The 18,423-nt window shown below is 73.4% G+C and carries 13 protein-coding genes; 6 read left to right on the forward strand and 7 right to left on the reverse strand.

Features of this window, described 5'->3' with window-relative positions; genetic code table 11:
- Positions 1-77: 77 nt before the first annotated feature.
- From pelF to moeZ, 5 genes are all read left to right on the forward strand, one after another.
- Positions 78-1,649, forward strand: a complete 1,572-nt coding sequence (pelF, locus tag ACZ4UB_RS14530) for a GT4 family glycosyltransferase PelF (protein WP_468070397.1) — start codon at positions 78-80, stop codon at positions 1,647-1,649.
- Positions 1,646-2,815: a hypothetical protein gene (locus ACZ4UB_RS14535; protein ID WP_468070398.1), complete on the forward strand. Its 1,170-nt coding sequence runs from the start codon at positions 1,646-1,648 to the stop codon at positions 2,813-2,815. Before pelF ends, ACZ4UB_RS14535 begins: the two co-directional genes overlap by 4 nt.
- Before the next feature lie 57 nt (positions 2,816-2,872).
- Positions 2,873-3,868 carry an NAD-dependent epimerase/dehydratase gene (locus ACZ4UB_RS14540; RefSeq protein ID WP_354382339.1) on the forward strand — a complete coding sequence of 332 codons (996 nt, stop codon included), beginning with the start codon at positions 2,873-2,875 and terminating at the stop codon, positions 3,866-3,868.
- On the forward strand, positions 3,856-4,620 hold the full coding sequence (locus ACZ4UB_RS14545; protein WP_468070399.1) for a spherulation-specific family 4 protein: 765 nt from the start codon (positions 3,856-3,858) through the stop codon (positions 4,618-4,620). The genes ACZ4UB_RS14540 and ACZ4UB_RS14545 overlap by 13 nt, the downstream gene beginning before the upstream one ends.
- Positions 4,621-4,701: 81 nt before the next feature.
- Positions 4,702-5,880 carry an adenylyltransferase/sulfurtransferase MoeZ gene (moeZ, locus tag ACZ4UB_RS14550; protein WP_385787391.1) on the forward strand — a complete coding sequence of 393 codons (1,179 nt, stop codon included), beginning with the start codon at positions 4,702-4,704 and terminating at the stop codon, positions 5,878-5,880.
- A gap of 72 nt (positions 5,881-5,952) precedes the next feature.
- On the opposite strand, the gene ACZ4UB_RS14555 is transcribed toward moeZ, so the two are convergent.
- From ACZ4UB_RS14555 to ACZ4UB_RS14585, 7 genes are all read right to left on the reverse strand, one after another.
- Positions 5,953-7,503 carry an alpha/beta hydrolase gene (locus ACZ4UB_RS14555; protein WP_468070400.1) on the reverse strand — a complete coding sequence of 517 codons (1,551 nt, stop codon included), beginning with the start codon at positions 7,501-7,503 and terminating at the stop codon, positions 5,953-5,955.
- 455 nt (positions 7,504-7,958) lie between these two features.
- A complete protein-coding gene (gene hemG, locus ACZ4UB_RS14560) occupies positions 7,959-9,335 on the reverse strand; it encodes a protoporphyrinogen oxidase (RefSeq protein WP_468070401.1) in 1,377 nt (458 codons plus the stop codon).
- A 54-nt stretch (positions 9,336-9,389) separates the two neighbouring features.
- Positions 9,390-10,586 (reverse strand): TIGR04053 family radical SAM/SPASM domain-containing protein, encoded by a 1,197-nt coding sequence (locus ACZ4UB_RS14565; protein ID WP_468070402.1) that lies wholly within the window; start codon positions 10,584-10,586, stop codon positions 9,390-9,392.
- Positions 10,583-11,308 (reverse strand): respiratory nitrate reductase subunit gamma, encoded by a 726-nt coding sequence (narI, locus tag ACZ4UB_RS14570; protein ID WP_468070403.1) that lies wholly within the window; start codon positions 11,306-11,308, stop codon positions 10,583-10,585. The genes ACZ4UB_RS14565 and narI overlap by 4 nt, the downstream gene beginning before the upstream one ends.
- Positions 11,308-12,021 (reverse strand): nitrate reductase molybdenum cofactor assembly chaperone, encoded by a 714-nt coding sequence (narJ, locus tag ACZ4UB_RS14575; protein ID WP_468070404.1) that lies wholly within the window; start codon positions 12,019-12,021, stop codon positions 11,308-11,310. The genes narI and narJ overlap by 1 nt, the downstream gene beginning before the upstream one ends.
- On the reverse strand, positions 12,018-13,547 hold the full coding sequence (narH, locus tag ACZ4UB_RS14580) for a nitrate reductase subunit beta (RefSeq protein WP_468070405.1): 1,530 nt from the start codon (positions 13,545-13,547) through the stop codon (positions 12,018-12,020). The genes narJ and narH overlap by 4 nt, the downstream gene beginning before the upstream one ends.
- 2 nt (positions 13,548-13,549) lie before the next feature.
- The gene (locus ACZ4UB_RS14585) at positions 13,550-17,209 is read right to left on the reverse strand and encodes a nitrate reductase subunit alpha (RefSeq protein ID WP_468070406.1); all 3,660 of its coding nucleotides are present in this window, start codon (positions 17,207-17,209) and stop codon (positions 13,550-13,552) included.
- Positions 17,210-17,415: 206 nt separating this feature from the next.
- On the opposite strand from ACZ4UB_RS14585, the gene ACZ4UB_RS14590 reads away from it, so the two are divergent.
- On the forward strand, positions 17,416-18,195 hold the full coding sequence (locus ACZ4UB_RS14590) for a YwiC-like family protein (RefSeq protein ID WP_468070407.1): 780 nt from the start codon (positions 17,416-17,418) through the stop codon (positions 18,193-18,195).
- Positions 18,196-18,423: the final 228 nt, after the last annotated feature.

Below are 18,423 nucleotides of genomic sequence, written 5' to 3' on the forward strand. Positions count from 1 at the left end.
GCATATCCGCTTGAGTTCTCGCGGCGGGTCACCGGACCGACGGAGGCCGCCTGAACGGGAGATCGGGGGTGCCACTCGTGCGGATCGCACTGCTCACGGAAGGTGGTTATCCGTATGCGACGGGCGAAGCGAGGCTCTGGTGCGACCGGCTGGTGCGCGGGCTTCCGCAGCACGAGTTCGAGCTGTACGCGCTGAGCCGCAGCGCCGGGCAGGAGGAGCGCGGCCGGGTGCCGCTGCCCGCCCACGTCACGCGGGTGCGGACGGCCTCCCTGTGGGCCCCCGACGACGACGGCCGCAGCTACTCGCGGCGCGAGCGGCGCCGCTTCCTGGCCTGCTTCACGGACCTGGTGCGCGGGATCGCCGCCGCCGACGGCGAGGCGTTCGCCGCCGGACTGTACGGGCTCGCCGAACTGGCCCGGGACCAGGGCGGCCTGTACGCGGCCGTGCGCTCCGAGACCGCGGTGCGGGCCGTCGAGGCCGGCTGCCGGGCACCGGGCGCGAGCCGCGCCGTCCGGGCGGCGCGGGTGCCCGACCTGCTGGCCTTCGTCGACGAGCTGGAGCGCGCCCTGCGCCCGCTCAGCCTGGACTGGTACGAGGAACTCGGCGCCGTGGACGTCTGCCACGCGGCGGCGGGCGGGCTGGCCGCCCTGCCCGGGCTGGTGGCCAAACGCTTCTTCGGAGTCCCGCTGCTGGTCACGGAGTACGGCGTCCAACTCCGGGCGCACTACCTGGAGCACGCGGAGGAACGCCCGGCGCTGCGGGCCCTGCTCGGCGCCTTCCAGGTCCGCCTCGCCGCCGAGATCTACGCCCGGGCGGACCTGCTGACCCCCGGCAACGCGCACGCGCGGCGCTGGCAGGAGAAGTGCGGGGCCGACCGGGAGCGGCTGCGGACGGTCTACCCGGGGATGGAGGCGGACCGATTCGCCACCGTCGGGGAGGCCGCCGACCACGGCGACCCGGCCACCCTGGTGTGGGTCGGCCGGATAGAACCGGCCAAGGACCTCATCGCGCTGCTGCACGCGTTCGCGGAGGTGCGCCGGGCCGAACCCGACACCCGCCTGCGGATCTTCGCGACCGCGGCGGCGCCGGGGTACTTGGCCGACTGCCGCTCGCTCGCGGCCCAGCTCTTCCCCGACGAGGCGGCGGACGCGGTGACCGTCGGCGAGAGCCCCGTCACCTTCGAGGAGATCGGCGGGCCGGAGACCCCGGCCCTGCCCGACGCCTACGGCTGCGCCCCGGTCACCGTCCTGTCCTCCGTGGTCGAGGGCTTCCCGATCCGGCTCGTCGAGGCCATGTTCTGCGGCCGCGCCACGGTCTCCACCGACGTGGGGGCGGTGCGCGAGGTCATCGGCGGTACGGGACTGGTGGTCCCGCCGCGCAATCCGCGCGCCCTCGCGGACGCCTGCCTGACCCTGCTGCGGGATCCGGAGCGCGCCCGGCGGCTGGGGGCGGCGGCCCGGGCGCGGGCGCTGGAGCTCTTCACCGTCGAGCAGAACGTGGCCGCCTTCCGGGAGATCTACCTCCAGCTGATCGCGGACGGCGCGGCCTGCCCGCCCGCGGACGCCCCCTTCACCCATCCGCCCGAGGCCCGCGTGCCGGGCCACTGGACCACCCCGACGTGGGCCGCGTCCCCGGAGGCGACGGTATGACGACCCACCCGGACACCACCCCGTCCCTCTTCGACCTGGCCCGCCGCCCGGTCCTGGTCCCGGCGCCCGACGCGGAGCCCGGCGCGGACCCGGCGAGCGACGGGCCGAGCGCGGCGGAGACCACGCTCGTCCTGCGGCTCGCGCCCCCGCCGCCGGCGGACCCCGAGCCGTCGCCCGAGCCCGCTCCGGCGGCGCACCCCGGTGCTGCGGCGCACCCCGCCCCGGCGGTGCACCCCGCCCCGGCCGCCGGGCCCGCGCCGGACGCCGACGCGCGCCCGGGCCGGGTCGTCACCGGACGGCGCCGCGCGAGCGGGGACCCGGTCAAAGCGCTGATGCACCGGCACCGGGAGCTGTGCGAACGGGCCGTGGACCCGCTGGAGATCGCCGCCGGCCTGGAGGCCCACGGGATCACCGACCGGACCGCCGCCCGCTTCCGTCACCGGGACGTCTTCTCCCTCGCCGAGGAGCTCTACGCCCGCGTCCCGCGCGGGGAGGTCCCCGACGCCCCCCGGGCCGCCGCCCCGGCCGGCGCGGGCCCGGCCGACCTGCGGGGGGCGGCGTACGCGCTGGTCCCCGGCGCCCTCGCGCTCGGCGCCGAACTGATCGGCGGGCCCGCCCCCTGGGTGGCCGTCCTCGCCGTCGCGCTCGCCGTCGGCGTCCTCGCCCGGCCGCGCACCCGCGGCCGCCGCCACCCCTGGCTCCCCCAGCTGCTGGCCGCCGCGGCCACCGGGTACGCCCTCTACCGGCTCGGCACGCCGCTGGGCACCCCGCTCGGGGTGGGCCTCGCCCTCGCGGCCGCCCCCGCGCACTGGTGCGACGCGGCCTTCACGGCCCGCGCGCGCCGCCGCCTCGCCGGGAGCCGCGCGCTGGCGGACTTCGCGGCGGGGGCGCGGCCGCTGCTCGTGGGGGCGGCGCTCTGCTTCACCGCCCTCGCGACCGTCCCGCTCGTCCTCCTCGGAGCCCCGCTCGCGGTCGCCGTGCCGCTCGCCGTGCTCCTCTTCCTGACCCGGCTGCTGGTCCGCCACACGCCGCACCGGGTCCCGGCCGCCATCGCCCTCGCGGTGGCGCTGATCCCGAACCCGGTCGCCGCAGCGGCGGCCGCCGCCGGACTGCTCGTCCACGCCACGGTCGCGCTCTCCCGCGCATCCGCACACGCACAGACCTGACCGCCAACAAGGAGAAGAAGACATGACCGGCCAGCCAAACGACCACGGGGCCGCGCGATGAGGGTGCTGCTGATCGGAGCCAACGGGTACCTCGGCCGCTACGTCGCGGACCGGCTGCTCGCCGACCCCGCCGTCCAACTCACGGCCCTCGGCCGGGGCGACGACGCCGACGTCCGTTTCGACCTCGCGACCGGCAGCCCCGGCGCGCTCACCCGCTTCCTCGACGCCGTCCACCCGGGCGTCGTGATCAACTGCGCGGGGGCCACCCGCGGCGGTGCGCGCGAGCTGACCCGGCACAACACCGTCGCCGTCGCGACCGTCTGCGAATCGCTGCGCCGCAGCGGCTGCGGGGCCCGGCTGGTGCAGCTCGGCTGCGCGGCCGAGTACGGGCCCAGCCAGCCCGGGTCGTCCACGGCCGAGGACGCCGTGCCGAGACCCGGCGGGCCGTACGGCGTCAGCAAGCTCGCCGCCACCGAACTCGTCCTCGGGTCCGGCCTCGACGCGGTCGTGCTGCGGGTGTTCTCGCCCGTCGGTCCCGGCACCCCCGCCGGGTCCCCGCTCGGCCGGCTCGCCGAGGCGATGCGCCGGGCGATGCAGTCCGGGGACTCGGAGCTGAAGCTCAGCGGCCTCGGCGTGCAGCGCGACTTCGTCGACGTGCGCGACGTGGCGCGGGCCGTGCACGCGGCCTCGCTCTCCGCCGCGCAGGGCGTCGTCAACATCGGCACGGGGCGCGCGGTACGGCTGCGCGACGCGGCCGCGGTCCTGGCCCGGGTGGCGGGCTACGGCGGCGCCATCCACGAGCTCGACGGCCCGCAGCAGCCGCACGCGCACCCCGGTCGTCCGGCGGGGCTGGCCGCGATCGGCTCCCCGCGCGCCGAGGCCACCGCCGAGCAGCTGGCCGCCGCCCCGCCGCCGTACCCGTACCCGGACGGCTGCGGCACCTGGCAGCAGGCCGACGTCCGCACGGCTCGCGACCGGCTCGGCTGGCGGCCCCGGATCAATCTGGAGGAATCGCTCGCGGACATCTGGATGGAGGCGGCGTGCCGCATCTGACCACCCCGCCCGGGGCGCGGCAGGCGGCCACCGGGGCCGGCCGGCTGGGCCTCGGGGTCCCCGGGTACGGGCACCCGCTGGTCGCGCCCGCCGAGTGGGCCGAGCTGTCCCGGCCCGGCACCCCGCTGCACTGGGCCGTCCTGAACGTGGCGGACGGCCCCGGACAGCGGCCCGACCCGCACTGCTCGCAGGCGGCCGTCCGGCTCCGGGGGACGGGCGCCGCCGTGCTCGGCCATCTCGCGATGCGGGACGGCGAGCGGTCCTTCGGCGAGCTGGTCTCGGACGCCCACCGCTTCGTCGACTGGTACCGGGTCGGCGGCTTCTACCTGGCCGACGCCCCGGCCGACCGGGCCGGGCTGGCCGCCGTGCGCAAGCTGACGGACACCCTGCGCACGCTGGGGACCGGCGGGCACCGCCCGCACCTGGTGCTCGGGCACGGCACGCACCCGTACGAGGGCTACACCGAGGCCGCGGACCAGCTGGTCACCTTCTCCGGGAGCTGGGCCGACTACCGCTGGTCGCAGGTGGCGGAGTGGACGGCGGACCATCCGCCGGAGCGGTTCTGCCACTTCGTGCACGGGGTGCCGCGCACGCACCTGGAGGAGGCCGTGCGGGTCGCCCGGTGGCAGGGCGCGGGCACGATCTGGTTCACGGACCGGCTCGGAACGCGCGCGGGCAGTGACCCGTGGGCCTCGATGCCCGGGTACTGGGACGAAATCGTCTCGCGGATCGGGACGAGTGTCTCGGAATGAAGTGGGCCGTGGCAGTGTTGCGGAACAGAACAACACTTTAATGCTCCCCGCTGGTGCGGGGATGACCCGCCTGGAGTGCCCGTGTCGCTGCCACCCCTGGTAGAGCCAGCTGCTGAGCTCACCGTTGACGAGGTCCGTCGGTACTCCCGCCACCTGATCATCCCGGACGTCGGGATGGACGGGCAGAAGCGCCTGAAGAACGCCAAGGTGCTCGCGGTGGGCGCCGGCGGCCTCGGTTCCCCCGCCCTGATGTACCTGGCCGCGGCCGGTGTGGGCACCCTCGGCATCGTGGAGTTCGACGAGGTCGACGAGTCGAACCTGCAGCGCCAGATCATCCACAGCCAGGCGGACATCGGCCGCTCGAAGGCGGAGTCGGCGCGCGACAGCGTGCTCGGCATCAACCCGTACGTGAACGTGATCCTCCACGAAGAGCGGCTCGAAGCCGAGAACGTGATGGAGATCTTCAGCCAGTACGACCTGATCGTCGACGGCACGGACAACTTCGCGACCCGTTACCTGGTCAACGACGCCTGCGTGCTGCTGAACAAGCCGTACGTCTGGGGCTCGATCTACCGCTTCGACGGCCAGGCCTCGGTCTTCTGGTCCGAACACGGCCCGTGCTACCGCTGCCTGTACCCGGAGCCGCCCCCGCCGGGCATGGTTCCCTCCTGCGCCGAGGGCGGCGTGCTGGGCGTGCTCTGCGCGTCCATCGGTTCCATCCAGGTCACCGAGGCCATCAAGGTCCTGACCGGCGTCGGCGAGGCGCTGGTCGGCCGCCTGATGATCTACGACGCCCTGGAGATGCAGTACCGCCAGGTCAAGGTCCGCAAGGACCCCGACTGCGCGGTCTGCGGTCCGAACGCGACCGTCACCGAGCTCATCGACTACGAGGCCTTCTGCGGCGTCGTGTCGGAGGAGGCCCAGGAGGCGGCCGCCGGCTCGACGATCACTCCCAAGCAGCTCAAGGAGTGGATCGACAACGACGAGCCGATCGAGATCATCGACGTCCGCGAGGTCAACGAGTACGAGATCGTCTCGATCCCCGGCGCGAAGCTGATCCCCAAGGGCGAGTTCCTGATGGGCACCGCCCTCCAGGACCTGCCCCAGGACAAGCGGATCGTCTTGCACTGCAAGACGGGTGTCCGCAGTGCGGAAGTCCTCGCGGTCCTGAAGTCCGCGGGCTTCGCGGACGCGGTGCACGTCGGTGGCGGCGTCATCGGCTGGGTCCACCAGATCGAGCCGGAGAAGCCGATCTACTAGGCGAACCGCTCTTCGTACGGGAAGGGCCCCGCCGCGCGTCGCGCGCGGCGGGGCCCTTCCGTGCGTCCTGGCTCAGGCCGCGGTGCAGACGGCCTTGGCCGCCGGGACCTTGCCGTTCAGCAGGTAGGCGTCCACCGCCTTCTGCACGCAGACGTTGCCGCTGTTGTAGGCGCCGTGCCCCTCGCCCTTGTAGGTCAGCTCCACGCCCACCCCCGGGCCGAGCCGCTCCACCATCTTGCGGGCGCCCTCGTACGGGGTCGCCGGGTCGCCGGTGTTGCCGATCACCACGATCGGGGCGGCGCCCGGAGCGCTCACGTCCGGGGTGTCGAAGGCGCCCTTGACCGGCCAGTCGGTGCAGCCGAGCAGGCCCCAGCCGAGGAAGTCGCCGAAGACGGCGGAGGCGGCGCGGAAGGCCGGGAGCTTGGCCTTCGTCTGCTCCAGCGTGAAGCGCTCCTTGGAGTCCGCGCAGTTGATCGCGGTGTTGGCCGCGCCGATGTTGTTGTACGTGCCCCTGGCGTCGCGGCCGTTGAGCGCGTCCGACATGACGAGGAGCAACTGCCCCTGGCCGCCCTCGGCCTCGTCCAGTCCCTGCTCCAGCAGCGGCCAACCCTCCTTGGAGTACAGGGCGTAGGCGATGCCGTTGGTCGCGGCGGAAGCGGTGAGTTGGCGGCCGCCCACGCCCTCGACGGGCTTGGCGGCCAGGGCCTTCTGGAGCTTGACGATGTTCGCGTCGATCTCCTTGGCGGTGCTGCCCTGGAGGCGGCAGGCGTCCCCGCGGTCCACGCAGTCCTGCTCGAAGTTGCCGAGGGCCAGCTGGAAGCCCTTCGCCTGGCCCAGCGCGCCCTGCTCCGACGTCTTGGTCGGGTCGACGACCGCGTCGAAGACGGCCCGGCCGACGTTCTTCGGGAAGAGGTGGGCGTAGACCCCGCCCAGCTCGGTGCCGTAGGAGATGCCGAAGTAGTGCAGCTTCTCGTCGCCCAGGGCCTGGCGCAGCCGGTCGAGGTCGCGGGCGGCGTTCTCGGTGCCGACGTGGGGGAGGAGCTTGCCGGAATTGCGGACGCAGCCGTCCCGGTAGGTCTTGATCCCGGCCAGGTAGGCCTGCTCCGCGGCCGGGGTGTCGGGGGTGTTGTCGGCGGCGTAGTACCGGTCGAGCTGGGCGTCGCTCTCGCAGAGCACCGGGGCGCTGCGGCCGACCCCGCGCGGATCGAAGCTGACCAGGTCGTAGCGGGTGCGCAGGGCCGTGTACTCCTTGGCGGCGCCGGGCAGGGAGGCGACGCCGGAGCCGCCGGGGCCGCCGAAGTTGAAGACGAGCGAGCCGATGCGGGCGGACTTGGGGCCGGTGGCCTTGGCGCGGATCAGGGCGAGCGGGAGGGTGTCGCCGCCGGGCTCGGCGTAGTCGACGGGGACGTCGAGGGTGGCGCACTCCCAGTCCTTGCCGGGTGCTTGGCCGGCGCCCTGTGCGGCGGAGGGGGCGGGGCAGGGCTTCCATGCCGGGGCGGCCGGGGCGCCCGGGGCGTTCTCCCTGCCCCTGGTGGTGTCCTTGCCGGCGTCGGAGCAGGCGGCCGTGGAGAGCAGGGCGGCGGCGAGGGCGGCGACGGCGGTGATCCGCGGGGCAGTGGGCATGCCACCATCCTGCTTCCCCCCTCTTCCCCGCGCCCCCGCCATGGTCCGTTCGTGTCCCCCCACCGCCACCCCAGCCCCACCGCCGTTCGGGCCCCCCGAATCCAGCCCCGCCGCCGTTCGGGACGCCCCCCATCAGCCCCACCGCCGTTCGGGACGCCCCCCTCAGCCTCGCCGGCGTTCGGGTCCCCGAATCCAGCCCCGCCGGCGTTTGAGGCGCCGCCGGAGGCAACCGCGGCCACAGCCGGGCGCCACATGGGCGGGCCCCAGCGGGCGGGGCCGGTGCGGGCCGTGGGGCCTCCGGCGGCGCCTCAAACGCCGGCGAGGCTGGAATGGCGGGGCCGGTGCGGCCGATGAGGCTGAGGTGGCGGGGCCGGTGCGGGCCGTGGGGCCTCCGGCGGCGCCTCAAACGCCGGCGGGGCTGAAATGGCGGGGCCGGCGGGGCTGGGATGGTGGGGTCAGGTGGGGAGGAGGGATTGGGCGGCGGTGCGGCCGGTGGCTACGCAGGCGGCTACGCCCACGCCTTCGTAGGCCGCCCCGCACAGCGCCAGCCCCGGCAACTCCCCGACGGCCCCCCGGATCCGCGCGACCCGCTCCCGATGCCCCACCCCGTACTGCGGCAACCCCCGGTCCCACCGCGTCACCCGCGTAGCGACCGGCTCACCCATCGGCCCCACCGCGTGGTGGAGTTCGGCGATCGCGGTCCGCACCAGGTGCCGGTCGGGCCGGTCCAGCAGCTCCTCGTCACCGATCCGCCCGATGGAGGCGCGCAACACGAAGGTATCCGGCGCCGAGGCCCCCAGCCAGGACCACTTGTTGGAGAGGAAGGAGGCGGCCTTCAGGGTGTGCCCGTCCACCGGCGGCACCAGGAACCCGTTGCCCTGGGGCAGGAAGTGCGCCTGCGCCCGGGAGAAGGCCATCGTGATCACGGCCGTCGAGGCGTGCGCGATGCCCGACAGCTCGGCCTCGGCCCGCGGCGAGTGCGGCCGCAGCAGCTCGGCCGCGGCGAAGGCCGGCAGCGCGAGGATCACCGCGTCCGCCTCCATCGTCAGCGCCCCGTCGTCCGTCATGGCGAGCACCCGCCACCGCCCCGCCGGCGTCCGCTGGAGCGAGCGGGCCGTCGTACCGGTGAGGATCCGCGCACCGCACGCCTCGGCCACGGCCTGCGGGAAGCGCCCGGTGCCGCCGGTCACGCCCTGCACGGCGACGGCCCCCGAACGCGGCGCGCCCGCCGCCCGCATCCGGCGCAGCGCCGGCAGCAGCGGCCCACCCTGCTCCGCGAGGGCCGCGATCCGCGGCATCGCGGCGCGCAGCGAGAGCCGGTCGGCGCGCCCGGCGTAGATCCCGCCGAGCAGGGGCTCGATCAGCCGGTCCACGGCCTCCTGGCCGAACCGGGAGGCGAGGTAGGCGCTCACCGAACAGTCCCCGGTGAGCGCGGGCGCCTCCAGGCTCTCCTCGGCCGCGACCCGGGCGACGCCGGCCGGGGAGAGCAGTCCGGTGCCGCTCAGGGCGCCCGGATCGGTGGGCACGCCCATGACGTGACCGGGGGGCAGCGGCCGCAGGCCGCCGTTGGTCCAGATGGTGGTGGGGGCCTTCGCGGGATCGCACAGCGCGTCCGCGAGTCCCACCGCCGCCGCGAGCTCGACGGCCTCGGGACGCAGGGCCATCAGGGACTCCGCGCCCTCGTCGACGGCGATGCCCGCGATGGTGCCGGTCCGCAGCTTGCCGCCGACCTTCGCGTGGCTCTCCAGGACGGTGACGTCCGCCCGTCCGCGCAGCTGCCAGGCGGCCGCCAGGCCGCTGATGCCGCCACCGACGACGATCACTGATCGCATGTCTTCTCCTGTGGCCGATATGTTCCCATACGAAACATATGGGAATCCGGTGCGTCAGTGCCTCATGCTTTCGGTCAGGACCCGCAGCTCGTCCTGATGGGGGAAGCTCCCCGGCCGGTAGGCGCAGTACGGGTCGGCCTCCAGCACGTCTCCGGTGAAGCCGTAGGCCCGCGACCGCGAACCCCCGCACACCGTCTTGAACTCGCACGCCCCGCACTTGCCCCGCAACAGCTCCGGATCCCGCAGCGTGGTGAAGAGCGCCGAGCCCCGGTAGATGTCGGCCAGCGCGTGGTTCTTCACGTTGCCCGCCGAGACCGGCAGGAACCCGCTGGGGTGCACCTCGCCGGTGTGCGAGATGAAGACGAAGCCCCGCCCGGAGGAGACGTCCATCGGCGGCCTGCGCACCGTGCGCCGCGCGCCGTCGAAGACGCCCAGCTCGTGCGCCCGCGCGCTCAGCCGCTCGTACAGCGGCCCGAGCACCGGCCGTTCGCCCTTCGCGTCGAGGATCGTGCGCTGGAGCGCGACCCGGCGGAAGTGGTGGCCCTCGGTGGTCTTGGTGGCCATCACGGCGCCGCAGTCGTAGAGGAAGTGCAGTACGTCCTCGATCTCCTCCGGGGTCAGGGACGCCAACCGCTCGCCGCGGCCCGTCGGCACCAGCACGAAGCCGGACCACAACATCGCGACCTCGCGGCGGACCACCGCCGCGATGTCGGCGAGGTCCTCCAGGCTCTCGCGGGCCACCGTGGTGTTGATCTGCACCTTGAGCCCGAGCTCCCGGGCCGTGCGCCAACCGTCCAGGGTCCAGTCGAAGACCCCTTCGACCCCGCGGAAGCGGTCGTGGCGCTCGGCCGTCGACCCGTCCAGCGACAGGGACAGCGCGATGGCCCCGGCCTCGCGGACGGCGACCAGGTTCTCCCGGGTGAGGGTCGGCGTGCCGGAGGGCGAGACCGCGACCCGCAGGCCGAGCCCGGTGCCGTGGGCGACCAGCTCGGTGAGGTCGGGGCGCTGGAAGGGGTCGCCGCCGGTGATCACGAACAGCGGACCGGGCCGGCCGAAGGCGGCGACCTGGTCCATGACCCGGCGGGCGTCCCGGCCGTCCAGCTCCAGCGGGTCACGGGCGGTCTGCGCCTCGGCCCGGCAGTGCAGGCAGGCCAGCGGGCAGGCCCGGGTAGCCTCCCAGATGACGATGAAGGGCCGTTCGGAGACCGCGTGCACGGGCTTGCGCACGACGGTGCGCGGGGCGCCGGTCACGACACGCGCTCCCAACCCCGCTTGCTCGGGCGGTCGGCCAGCTGCTTCGGATCCCGCTTGCGGTAGACGACGTACGGCCGGAAGAGGTACTTCAGCGGCACCGAGAACATGTGCACCAGCCGCGAGTACGGGATCAGCGCGAAGAGCGTGAAGCCGAAGAGGATGTGCAGCTGGAAGGCGAGCGGGGCGCCCGCCATCAGGTGGTAGTCCGGCTGGAGGGTGAACAGGCTGCGGAACCAGGGCGAGATGCCGGTCCGGTAGTTGTAGTCGTCCGTCATGCCGGTCGAGTTGAGGATCGTGGCCGTCAGGCCGAGGACCATCGCGCCGAGCAGGCACGCGTACATCACGTGGTCGCTGCGCAGCGTCGCCCTGCGGACCGCGGGGACCTTGAAGCGCCGGTGGACCAGCACCCCGATGCCCGCGGCGGCCGCGACGCCCGCCACCGTGCCGGTGGAGATCGCGAGCAGGTGGTAGGCGTGGTCGCTCAGGCCCACCGCGTCGGTCCAGCCCTTCGGGATCAGCAGGCCCACGACGTGACCCATGATCACGAACAGCATGCCGAAGTGGAAGAGCGGCGACCCGATCCGCAGCAGCCGCGATTCGTGCAGCTGCGAGGAGTGGGTGGTCCAGCCGAACTTGTCGTACCGGGCCCGCCAGAAGGTGCCCGCGACGAGCAGGGCGACCGAGACGTACGGCAGTACGCCCCACAGGAGGAGGTCCATCAGGCCACCGCGTCCTTCATCTCGATCGGCCGCTTCGGGGCCTGGGGCCAGGGCAGGTCGGTGGGCCGGCCCACGGGGAGGTCGACGGGCAGGTCCGCGGGCATGTCGAGGCCCGGGCCGAAGGGTTCGAGGGCCGAGCCCGCGCCCACCAGTTCCTGCGGCGGCCCGTTCCGCGCGAGCGCCTTCGCCTCGGCCCGGGTCTCGGGCGAGGGGCCGGGCAGCGTCGCGCAGACCGCCTCCAGCACCCGGGCGTAGGGCGAGGCGGACTCGGTCAGCGCGAGGCGCAGCAGCTCCAGCCCGGCCCGGTGCTCCTGGAGCAGCCGGGTGCCGGCCTCCTCGGTGCGGGCGGCGAACTCCAGCGCCACGGGCAGGAAGTCGGGCAGTTCCTCGCCCGTGTACTCCAGCCCGAAGTCCCGGTAGATCCGCTTCAGTCGGACCAGCGACAGCCCGCGCCGGCGCGTGTCCCCGTCCACCCACCAGGTGAGGTAGAGGCAGCGGCGGTTGCGGGTGTCGAAGGTCGAGGTGTAGCGGGCGCACAGCTCGATCGGCGTCAGCGCCTCCGTCTCGTCGAGGAAGGAGCCGAGTTGGACGGCTTGTTCGGCGGGCGCCCCGGCCAGGGCCGCACGGAGCCGGGGGAGTTCGTCATGGAAGTAGTCTCCCGGATACTGCAACACACAGCTCGCGACCAGTCGTACGACGGCGTCCGGAGTCACGGGGTCCTCCTCGTGGGGCTGATGTTGAGCAGGACCCGCGCGGGCGAAGGCGCCGCGCTCTCGCCCACGGGGCAGGTGGCGTCCAGCGGGTGGCTCTCGGCGAGCGCGTCCGCGTCGGCGCGGGCGGCGGTCGGGATGACGAACCGGTCCTCCAGCTTGGCGACGGCCAGCAGCCGGAACATGTCCTCCATCTCCTCGCCGGTCAGGCCCACGGCCGCCGCGATCGACTCGTCGCGGTCCTCGCCGAGGTTGATCCGCCGCATGTACGAGCGCATCGCGGCCATCCGGCGCAGCACCGCCCGCACCGGATGGGCGTCACCGGCGGTCATCAGTTCGGCGAGGTACTCCACGGGGATGCGCATCTCGTCGATGGCGCCGAAGAGGTTGCCCGCGTCCTCGCCGTCGCTGCCGGTGGCGGCCACCGCCTCGACGACGGGGGAGAGCGGGGGGACGTACCAGACCATCGGCATCGTCCGGTACTCCGGGTGCAGCGGGAGGGCCACCTGGTAGGTGGCGATCAGGTCGTACACGGGGGAGCGGCGGGCCGCGTCCAGCCACTCGTCGGTGATGCCCGCAGCCCGGGCGGCGGCGACCACGGCCGGGTCGTGCGGGTCGAGGAAGCACTCCAGCTGCGAGGGGTAGAGGTCGTGCTCGTCGGCGACGGACGCCGCCTCGGCGACCTTGTCGGCGTCGTAGAGCATCACGCCGAGGTAGCGCATCCGCCCGACGCAGGTCTCCGAGCAGACGGTCGGCATGCCGACCTCGATGCGCGGGAAGCACAGCGTGCACTTCTCGGCCTTGCCGGTGTGGTGGTTGAAGTAGACCTTCTTGTACGGGCAGCCGGTGACGCACATCCGCCAGCCGCGGCACTGGTCCTGGTCCACCAGGACGATGCCGTCCTCCTCGCGCTTGTACATCGCGCCCGAGGGGCACGAGGAGACGCACGCCGGGTTCAGGCAGTGCTCGCAGATCCGCGGCAGGTAGAACATGAAGCTCTGCTCGAACTCGAAGCGGATCTTCTCGCCGACCTCGTCGCGGATCTTCTCGATGATCGGGTCCCGCGGGGCGTGGGTGGGCGCGCCGCCGAGGTTGTCGTCCCAGTTGGGACCCCACTCGATCGTGTCCATCGGCTCGCCGGTGACCTGCGAGACCGGGCGGGCGGTGGGCAGGTCGTCGCCCGCCGGGGCCTCGGTGAGGTTCTTGTACTCGTACGTCCAGGGCTGGTAGTAGTCGGAGATCTCCGGCAGGTCCGGGTTGGCGAAGATCTTGCCCAGCTTGGCGAGCCGGCCGCCCGCCTTCAGCCGCAGCTTGCCGGAGCGGGTCCGCTCCCAGCCGCCCTTCCACTTCTCCTGGTCCTCCCAGCGGCGCGGGTAGCCCTGGCCGGGGAGGGTCTCGACGTTGTTGAACCAGACGTACTCGGTGCCCTGCCGGTTGGTCCACGCCTGCTTGCAGGTGACCGAACAGGTGTGGCAGCCGATGCACTTGTCGAGGTTCATGACCATCGCGACTTGAGCCATCACGCGCATGCCTAGTACTCCACGTTCTGGTCGCGGCGGCGGATGACCGTCACCTCGTCGCGCTGGTTGCCGGTCGGGCCGAGGTAGTTGAAGGCCCAGGTCAGTTGGGCGTAGCCGCCTACGAGGTGGGTGGGCTTGAGCATCACCCGGGTCAGCGAGTTGTGGATGCCGCCGCGGCGGCCCGTCTTCTCGGTCCGGGGGACGCCGACCGTGCGCTCCTGGGCGTGGTTCATGTAGACCGTGCCCGGCGGCATCTTGTGGGAGACGATCGCGCGGGCGGTGACCACGCCGTTGCGGTTGACCGCCTCGATCCAGTCGTTGTCCGCGACCCCGATCGCCCCGGCGTCCTGCGGGGACATCCACACCGTCTGCCCGCCGCGTCCCAGGGTCATCATGTAGAGGTTGTCCTGGTACTGGCTGTGGATCGCCCACTTGTTGTGCGGGGTCAGGTAGCGCACGGCGACGGTCTTGCCCTCGTCGACGACCCCGAGCTCGGGCTCCCCGTACAACTGGTGCATGTTCAGCGGTGGCTTGTAGACGGGCAGCGACTCGCCCACCTCGTGCAGCCAGTCGTGGTCGATGAAGAAGTGCTGGCGGCCGGTGAGGGTGTGCCAGGGCTTGAGGTGCTCGGTGTTGACCGTGAAGGCGGTGTAGCGGCGACCGCCCGCCTCGCTGCCCGACCACTCGGGCGAGGTGATCACCGGGACCGGGCGGGCCTGGGTGTCGGCGAAGGTGATCCGCTTGCCCTCGGCCTCGGCGGCCAGGTGGGCCATGTGCGTCCCGACCTTCTTCTCCAGCGTCTCGAAGCCCTGCGTGGCCAGGCGCCCGTTGCTGGTCCCCGAGAGCGAGAGGATCGCCTCGCAGGCCTGCTGCGCGGTCTCCAGTCGCGGGCGGCCGTCGGCGACGCCGCCGCGGACCGCGCCGTTCTTCGCGCGCAGGTAGTCGACCTCCTCGGCGACGTCGAAGGTGATGGCCTTCGTCGTCACGCCGAGCTCGTCCACCAGCGGGCCGAGCGCGGCGAACTTCTCGCCGACCGCGCCGTAGTCGCGCTCGACGACCTGGAGGTTGTACATGGTCCGGCCGGGTACGGGCTCGCACTCGCCCTTCGACCAGTCCAGCGCGACCCCGCCCGGCTGGGCCATCTCGCCGCCCGGGGTGTCGTGTTGGAGGGCGGTGGCGACCAGGTCCTTGCGCACGCCCAGGTGGGTCTTGGCCAGCGCGCCGAAGCGCTCGGCCAGGGTCTTGAAGGCGTCGTAGTCGGAGCGCGCCTGCCAGGGCGGGTCGACCGCCGGGGTGAAGGCGTGCAGGAAGGGGTGCATGTCGGTGGAGGACAGGTCGTGCTTCTCGTACCAGGTCGCCGCCGGCAGGACCACGTCCGACAGGAGCGTCGTGGAGGTCATCCGGAAGTCCATCGTCATGAGCAGGTCGAGCTTGCCCTCGACGTCCTCGTCCCGGTAGGTGACGTCCTTCGGCGTGCAACGCGGCCCGTCCTCGGGCAGGTTGGAGTGCGTGCCCAGCAGGTGCTTGAGGAAGTACTCGTTGCCCTTGGAGCTGGAGCCCAGCAGGTTGGCGCGCCACACGTTCAGCACGCGCGGCCAGTTGCCGGGAGCGTCCGGATCCTCGCCCGCGAAGCCCAGCTCGCCGCTCCTCAGCTGCTCGACCGCGCTGGCCACCGGGTCCGCGGCCTCGCCCAGCTCCAGCGGGTTGCGGTCGAAGGTCGGGTAGGAGGGCATCCAGCCCATTCGGGCGCTCGCGGCCAGGCAGTCGGAGCCGGTCATGCCGGCGAAGGCGCCCTCGCCCAGCGGCGAGGCCAGCGCCTCGGCGGGCAGGGTGTCGTAGCGCCACTGGTCGGTGTGCAGGTAGAACCAGGCGGCGCCGATCATCTGGCGCGGCGGGCGCGACCAGTCGGAGGCGGCCGCGAGGGTGGCCCAGCCGGTGACCGGGCGGCACTTCTCCTGGCCGACGTAGTGGCCCCAACCGCCGCCGTTGCGGCCCTGGCAGCCGGTGAGGGTGAGCAGGGCGAGGAAGGCGCGGTAGATGGTCTCGGAGTGGAACCAGTGGTTCGTGCCCGCGCCCATCAGGATCATGCAGCGTCCCCGCGACCGCTCGGCGGTCTCGGCGAACTCGCGGGCCACCCGGGCCGCCTGGGCGGCGGGCACCGAGGTCAGGGACTCCTGCCAGCCGGGGGTGCCGGGCTGGCTCGCGTCCTCGTACGAGGCGGGCCACTCGCCGGGCAGCCCCTCGCGGGCCACCCCGTACTGCGCGAGCATCAGGTCGAAGACCGTGGTGACCAGGCGGTCCCCGAGCCGGCGCACGGGCACGCCGCGGCGGATGACCCCGCCGCGCTCGTCGTCCTCGAAGCGGGGCAGCGTGATCGCCACGCTCTCCACGGCGTCCGGGCCGTCGTCGAGCAGGGTCAGGCGCGGGACGGTGTCCCCGAGGTCCAGATTCCACTCGGGCTTCTCGTTCTTGCCCCAACGGTGGCCGAGGGTGCCGTTCGGGACCACCGTCTCACCGGTGACGTCGTCGATCAGCACCGTCTTCCACCGCGCGTTCTCGGTGTCGTGCCCGAGATCGGCGGCGGTGACGAACTTGCCGGGCACCAGGCCCTGTTCCGTTTCCCGCAGCGACACCAGGAAGGGGAGATCGGTGTACTGGCGGACGTAATCCGTGAAGAACGGCGTCTGCTTCTCGACGAAGAATTCCTTCAGGATGACGTGGCCCATCGCGAGGGCCAGCGCACCGTCCGTACCGGGGTGCGGGTGCATCCATTCGTCGGCGAACTTGGTGTTGTCCGCGTAGTCGGGGGAGACCGTGACGACCTTCTGGCCGCGGTAGCGGGCCTCCGTCATCCAGTGGGCGTCCGGGGTGCGGGTGACCGGGACGTTGGAGCCCCACATCATCAGGTAGGCCGCGTCCCACCAGTCACCGGACTCCGGCACGTCCGTCTGGTCGCCGAAGACCTGCGGGGAGGCCACGGGGAGGTCGGCGTACCAGTCGTAGAAGCTCAGCATCGGCGCGCCGATGAGGGAGTGGAAGCGGGCGCCCGCCGCGTGCGAGGCCATCGACATCGCCGGGATCGGCGAGAAGCCCGCGACCCGGTCCGGGCCGTGCGCCTTGATGGTGTGCACGTGGGCGGCGGCGACCAGCTCGGTCGCCTCCTCCCAGGTCGCGCGCACCAGACCGCCCTTGCCGCGGGCCTTCTGGTACCGGCGCCGGCGCTCGGGGTCGGACTGGATGTCGGCCCAGGCCTCGACGGGGTCGCCCAGGCGGCCCTTGGCCTCCCGGTACATCTCCAGCAGCGTGCCGCGGACGTAGGGGTAGCGGACCCGGGTCGGCGAGTAGGAGTACCAGGAGAAGGAGGCCCCGCGGGGGCAGCCGCGCGGCTCGTACTCCGGGCGGTCCGGACCCACCGACGGGTAGTCGGTGGCCTGGGTCTCCCAGGTGATGATCCCGTCCTTGACGTAGACCTTCCAGCGGCAGGAACCGGTGCAGTTCACGCCGTGCGTCGAGTACACGACCTTGTCGTGGCTCCAACGGTCGCGGTAGAAGGCCTCCGCGGCGCGGCCGCCGGTCCGGTGGACCGTGCGCAGGTCGTCCGAGACCTCGGCCCGGCTGAAGAAGCTGCCCGCCTTGATCAACTGCTCGGCGGCACCCTGATGCTCCTGCAACGCGACCTCCAGGCCATGGCGAATTCGAATCCCCGAATGACCGTACGCCCGTGGAATAGCCGCATCCGGTGACAAAGGTCCCGGAGGGGGGTGACCATCTGCCGGAGTTTCACGGGCCGATCGGGTGCATTCTGGAACGGCGTCAATTCCGCGACGGCGCAGGTTAATTACGCGCAGGCATGCCAATTGAGGTGGTGGGTCGGTCCGTGCGACTGGAAACGGAATCCCGGAGCGGGTCGCGTCCGCGCCCGCGCCGGCGGCGCTGGCTGCCGGACCAGCACGGGGCATGGGCGATGCTCGCCGTGCCCTTCCTCGTCGGCGTCCTGCTCGCACCGCGGCCCCGCCCGGCGCACGCGGCGCTCTTCGGCGCCTGGCTGCTCGGCTACGTCGCCGTCTTCCACGGCCAGCAGTGGCTCCGGCTGCGGCGGCACTCGCGCAATCCGCGCGCCGCCGGCCGCCACCTGCGCCCGGGACTCGTCTTCGGCGCGGCCTGCGCGCTGCTCGCGGTGCCGCTCGTCGTGCTGCACCCCTGGCTGCTGTGGGCGGGGGCCGCGGCCGCCCCCTGCGTCGCCGTGAACACGTACGCGGCGCGGCAGAACCGCGAACGGGCCCTGTGGAACGGTCTGGCGGCGGTGGTCCCGGCCTGCGGGATGCTGCTGGTGTCCCTGCGCCTGGGCGGCGGCGTGCTCGCCGACGGGTGGCGGGCGGCGTTGGCCTGCCTGCTGTACTTCGGCGGCACCGTCCCGTACGTGAAGACGATGATCCGGGAGCGGAACTCGGCCGCCTGGCGTCGCGGCTCGGTGGGCTACCACGCGGTGGCGCTGGTGGCGGCCGCCTGGCTGAGCCCCTGGCTGGCCCTCCCCTTCGCCCTCTACCTGACCCGCGCCGCCCTCCTCCCGGGCCGGGGCCTGAAGCCGCCGGTGGTCGGCGCCGTGGAACTGGCCGCCTCGGCCCTCCTCCTGACCACCCTGGCCCTGACCTTCTAGGGCGCCCCTAGCGCCGCCGCGCAACCCGGACCCCGCCCGTCGGCGCGGCCACTGACGCCTCCGGCTGCGCCTCAAACGCCGGCGAGGCTGAACCGTCCACCCCGCCCTGCATTCGAGGCCCCGCCGAGCCGGGCCAATCAAGCCCGCCCGGCGTTTGTGGGCCCGCGGGCGGCACGATGGCCCGCCACATCAAGCCCGCCCGGCGTTTGAGGGCCCGCGGGCGGCACG

The sequence above is a fragment of the Streptomyces sp. NPDC028419 genome, from assembly GCF_055565515.1.

Coding starts and splice junctions, on each gene's coding strand:
- narI (WP_468070403.1), bottom strand. CDS start 11,308: ATGGACCTCCTCCTGTGGGGCGTACTGCCGTACGTCTCGGTCGCCCTG.
- ACZ4UB_RS14555 (WP_468070400.1), bottom strand. CDS start 7,503: ATGCCCACTGCCCCGCGGATCACCGCCGTCGCCGCCCTCGCCGCCGCC.
- narH (WP_468070405.1), bottom strand. CDS start 13,547: ATGCGCGTGATGGCTCAAGTCGCGATGGTCATGAACCTCGACAAGTGC.
- hemG (WP_468070401.1), bottom strand. CDS start 9,335: ATGCGATCAGTGATCGTCGTCGGTGGCGGCATCAGCGGCCTGGCGGCC.
- ACZ4UB_RS14540 (WP_354382339.1), top strand. CDS start 2,873: ATGAGGGTGCTGCTGATCGGAGCCAACGGGTACCTCGGCCGCTACGTC.
- ACZ4UB_RS14535 (WP_468070398.1), top strand. CDS start 1,646: ATGACGACCCACCCGGACACCACCCCGTCCCTCTTCGACCTGGCCCGC.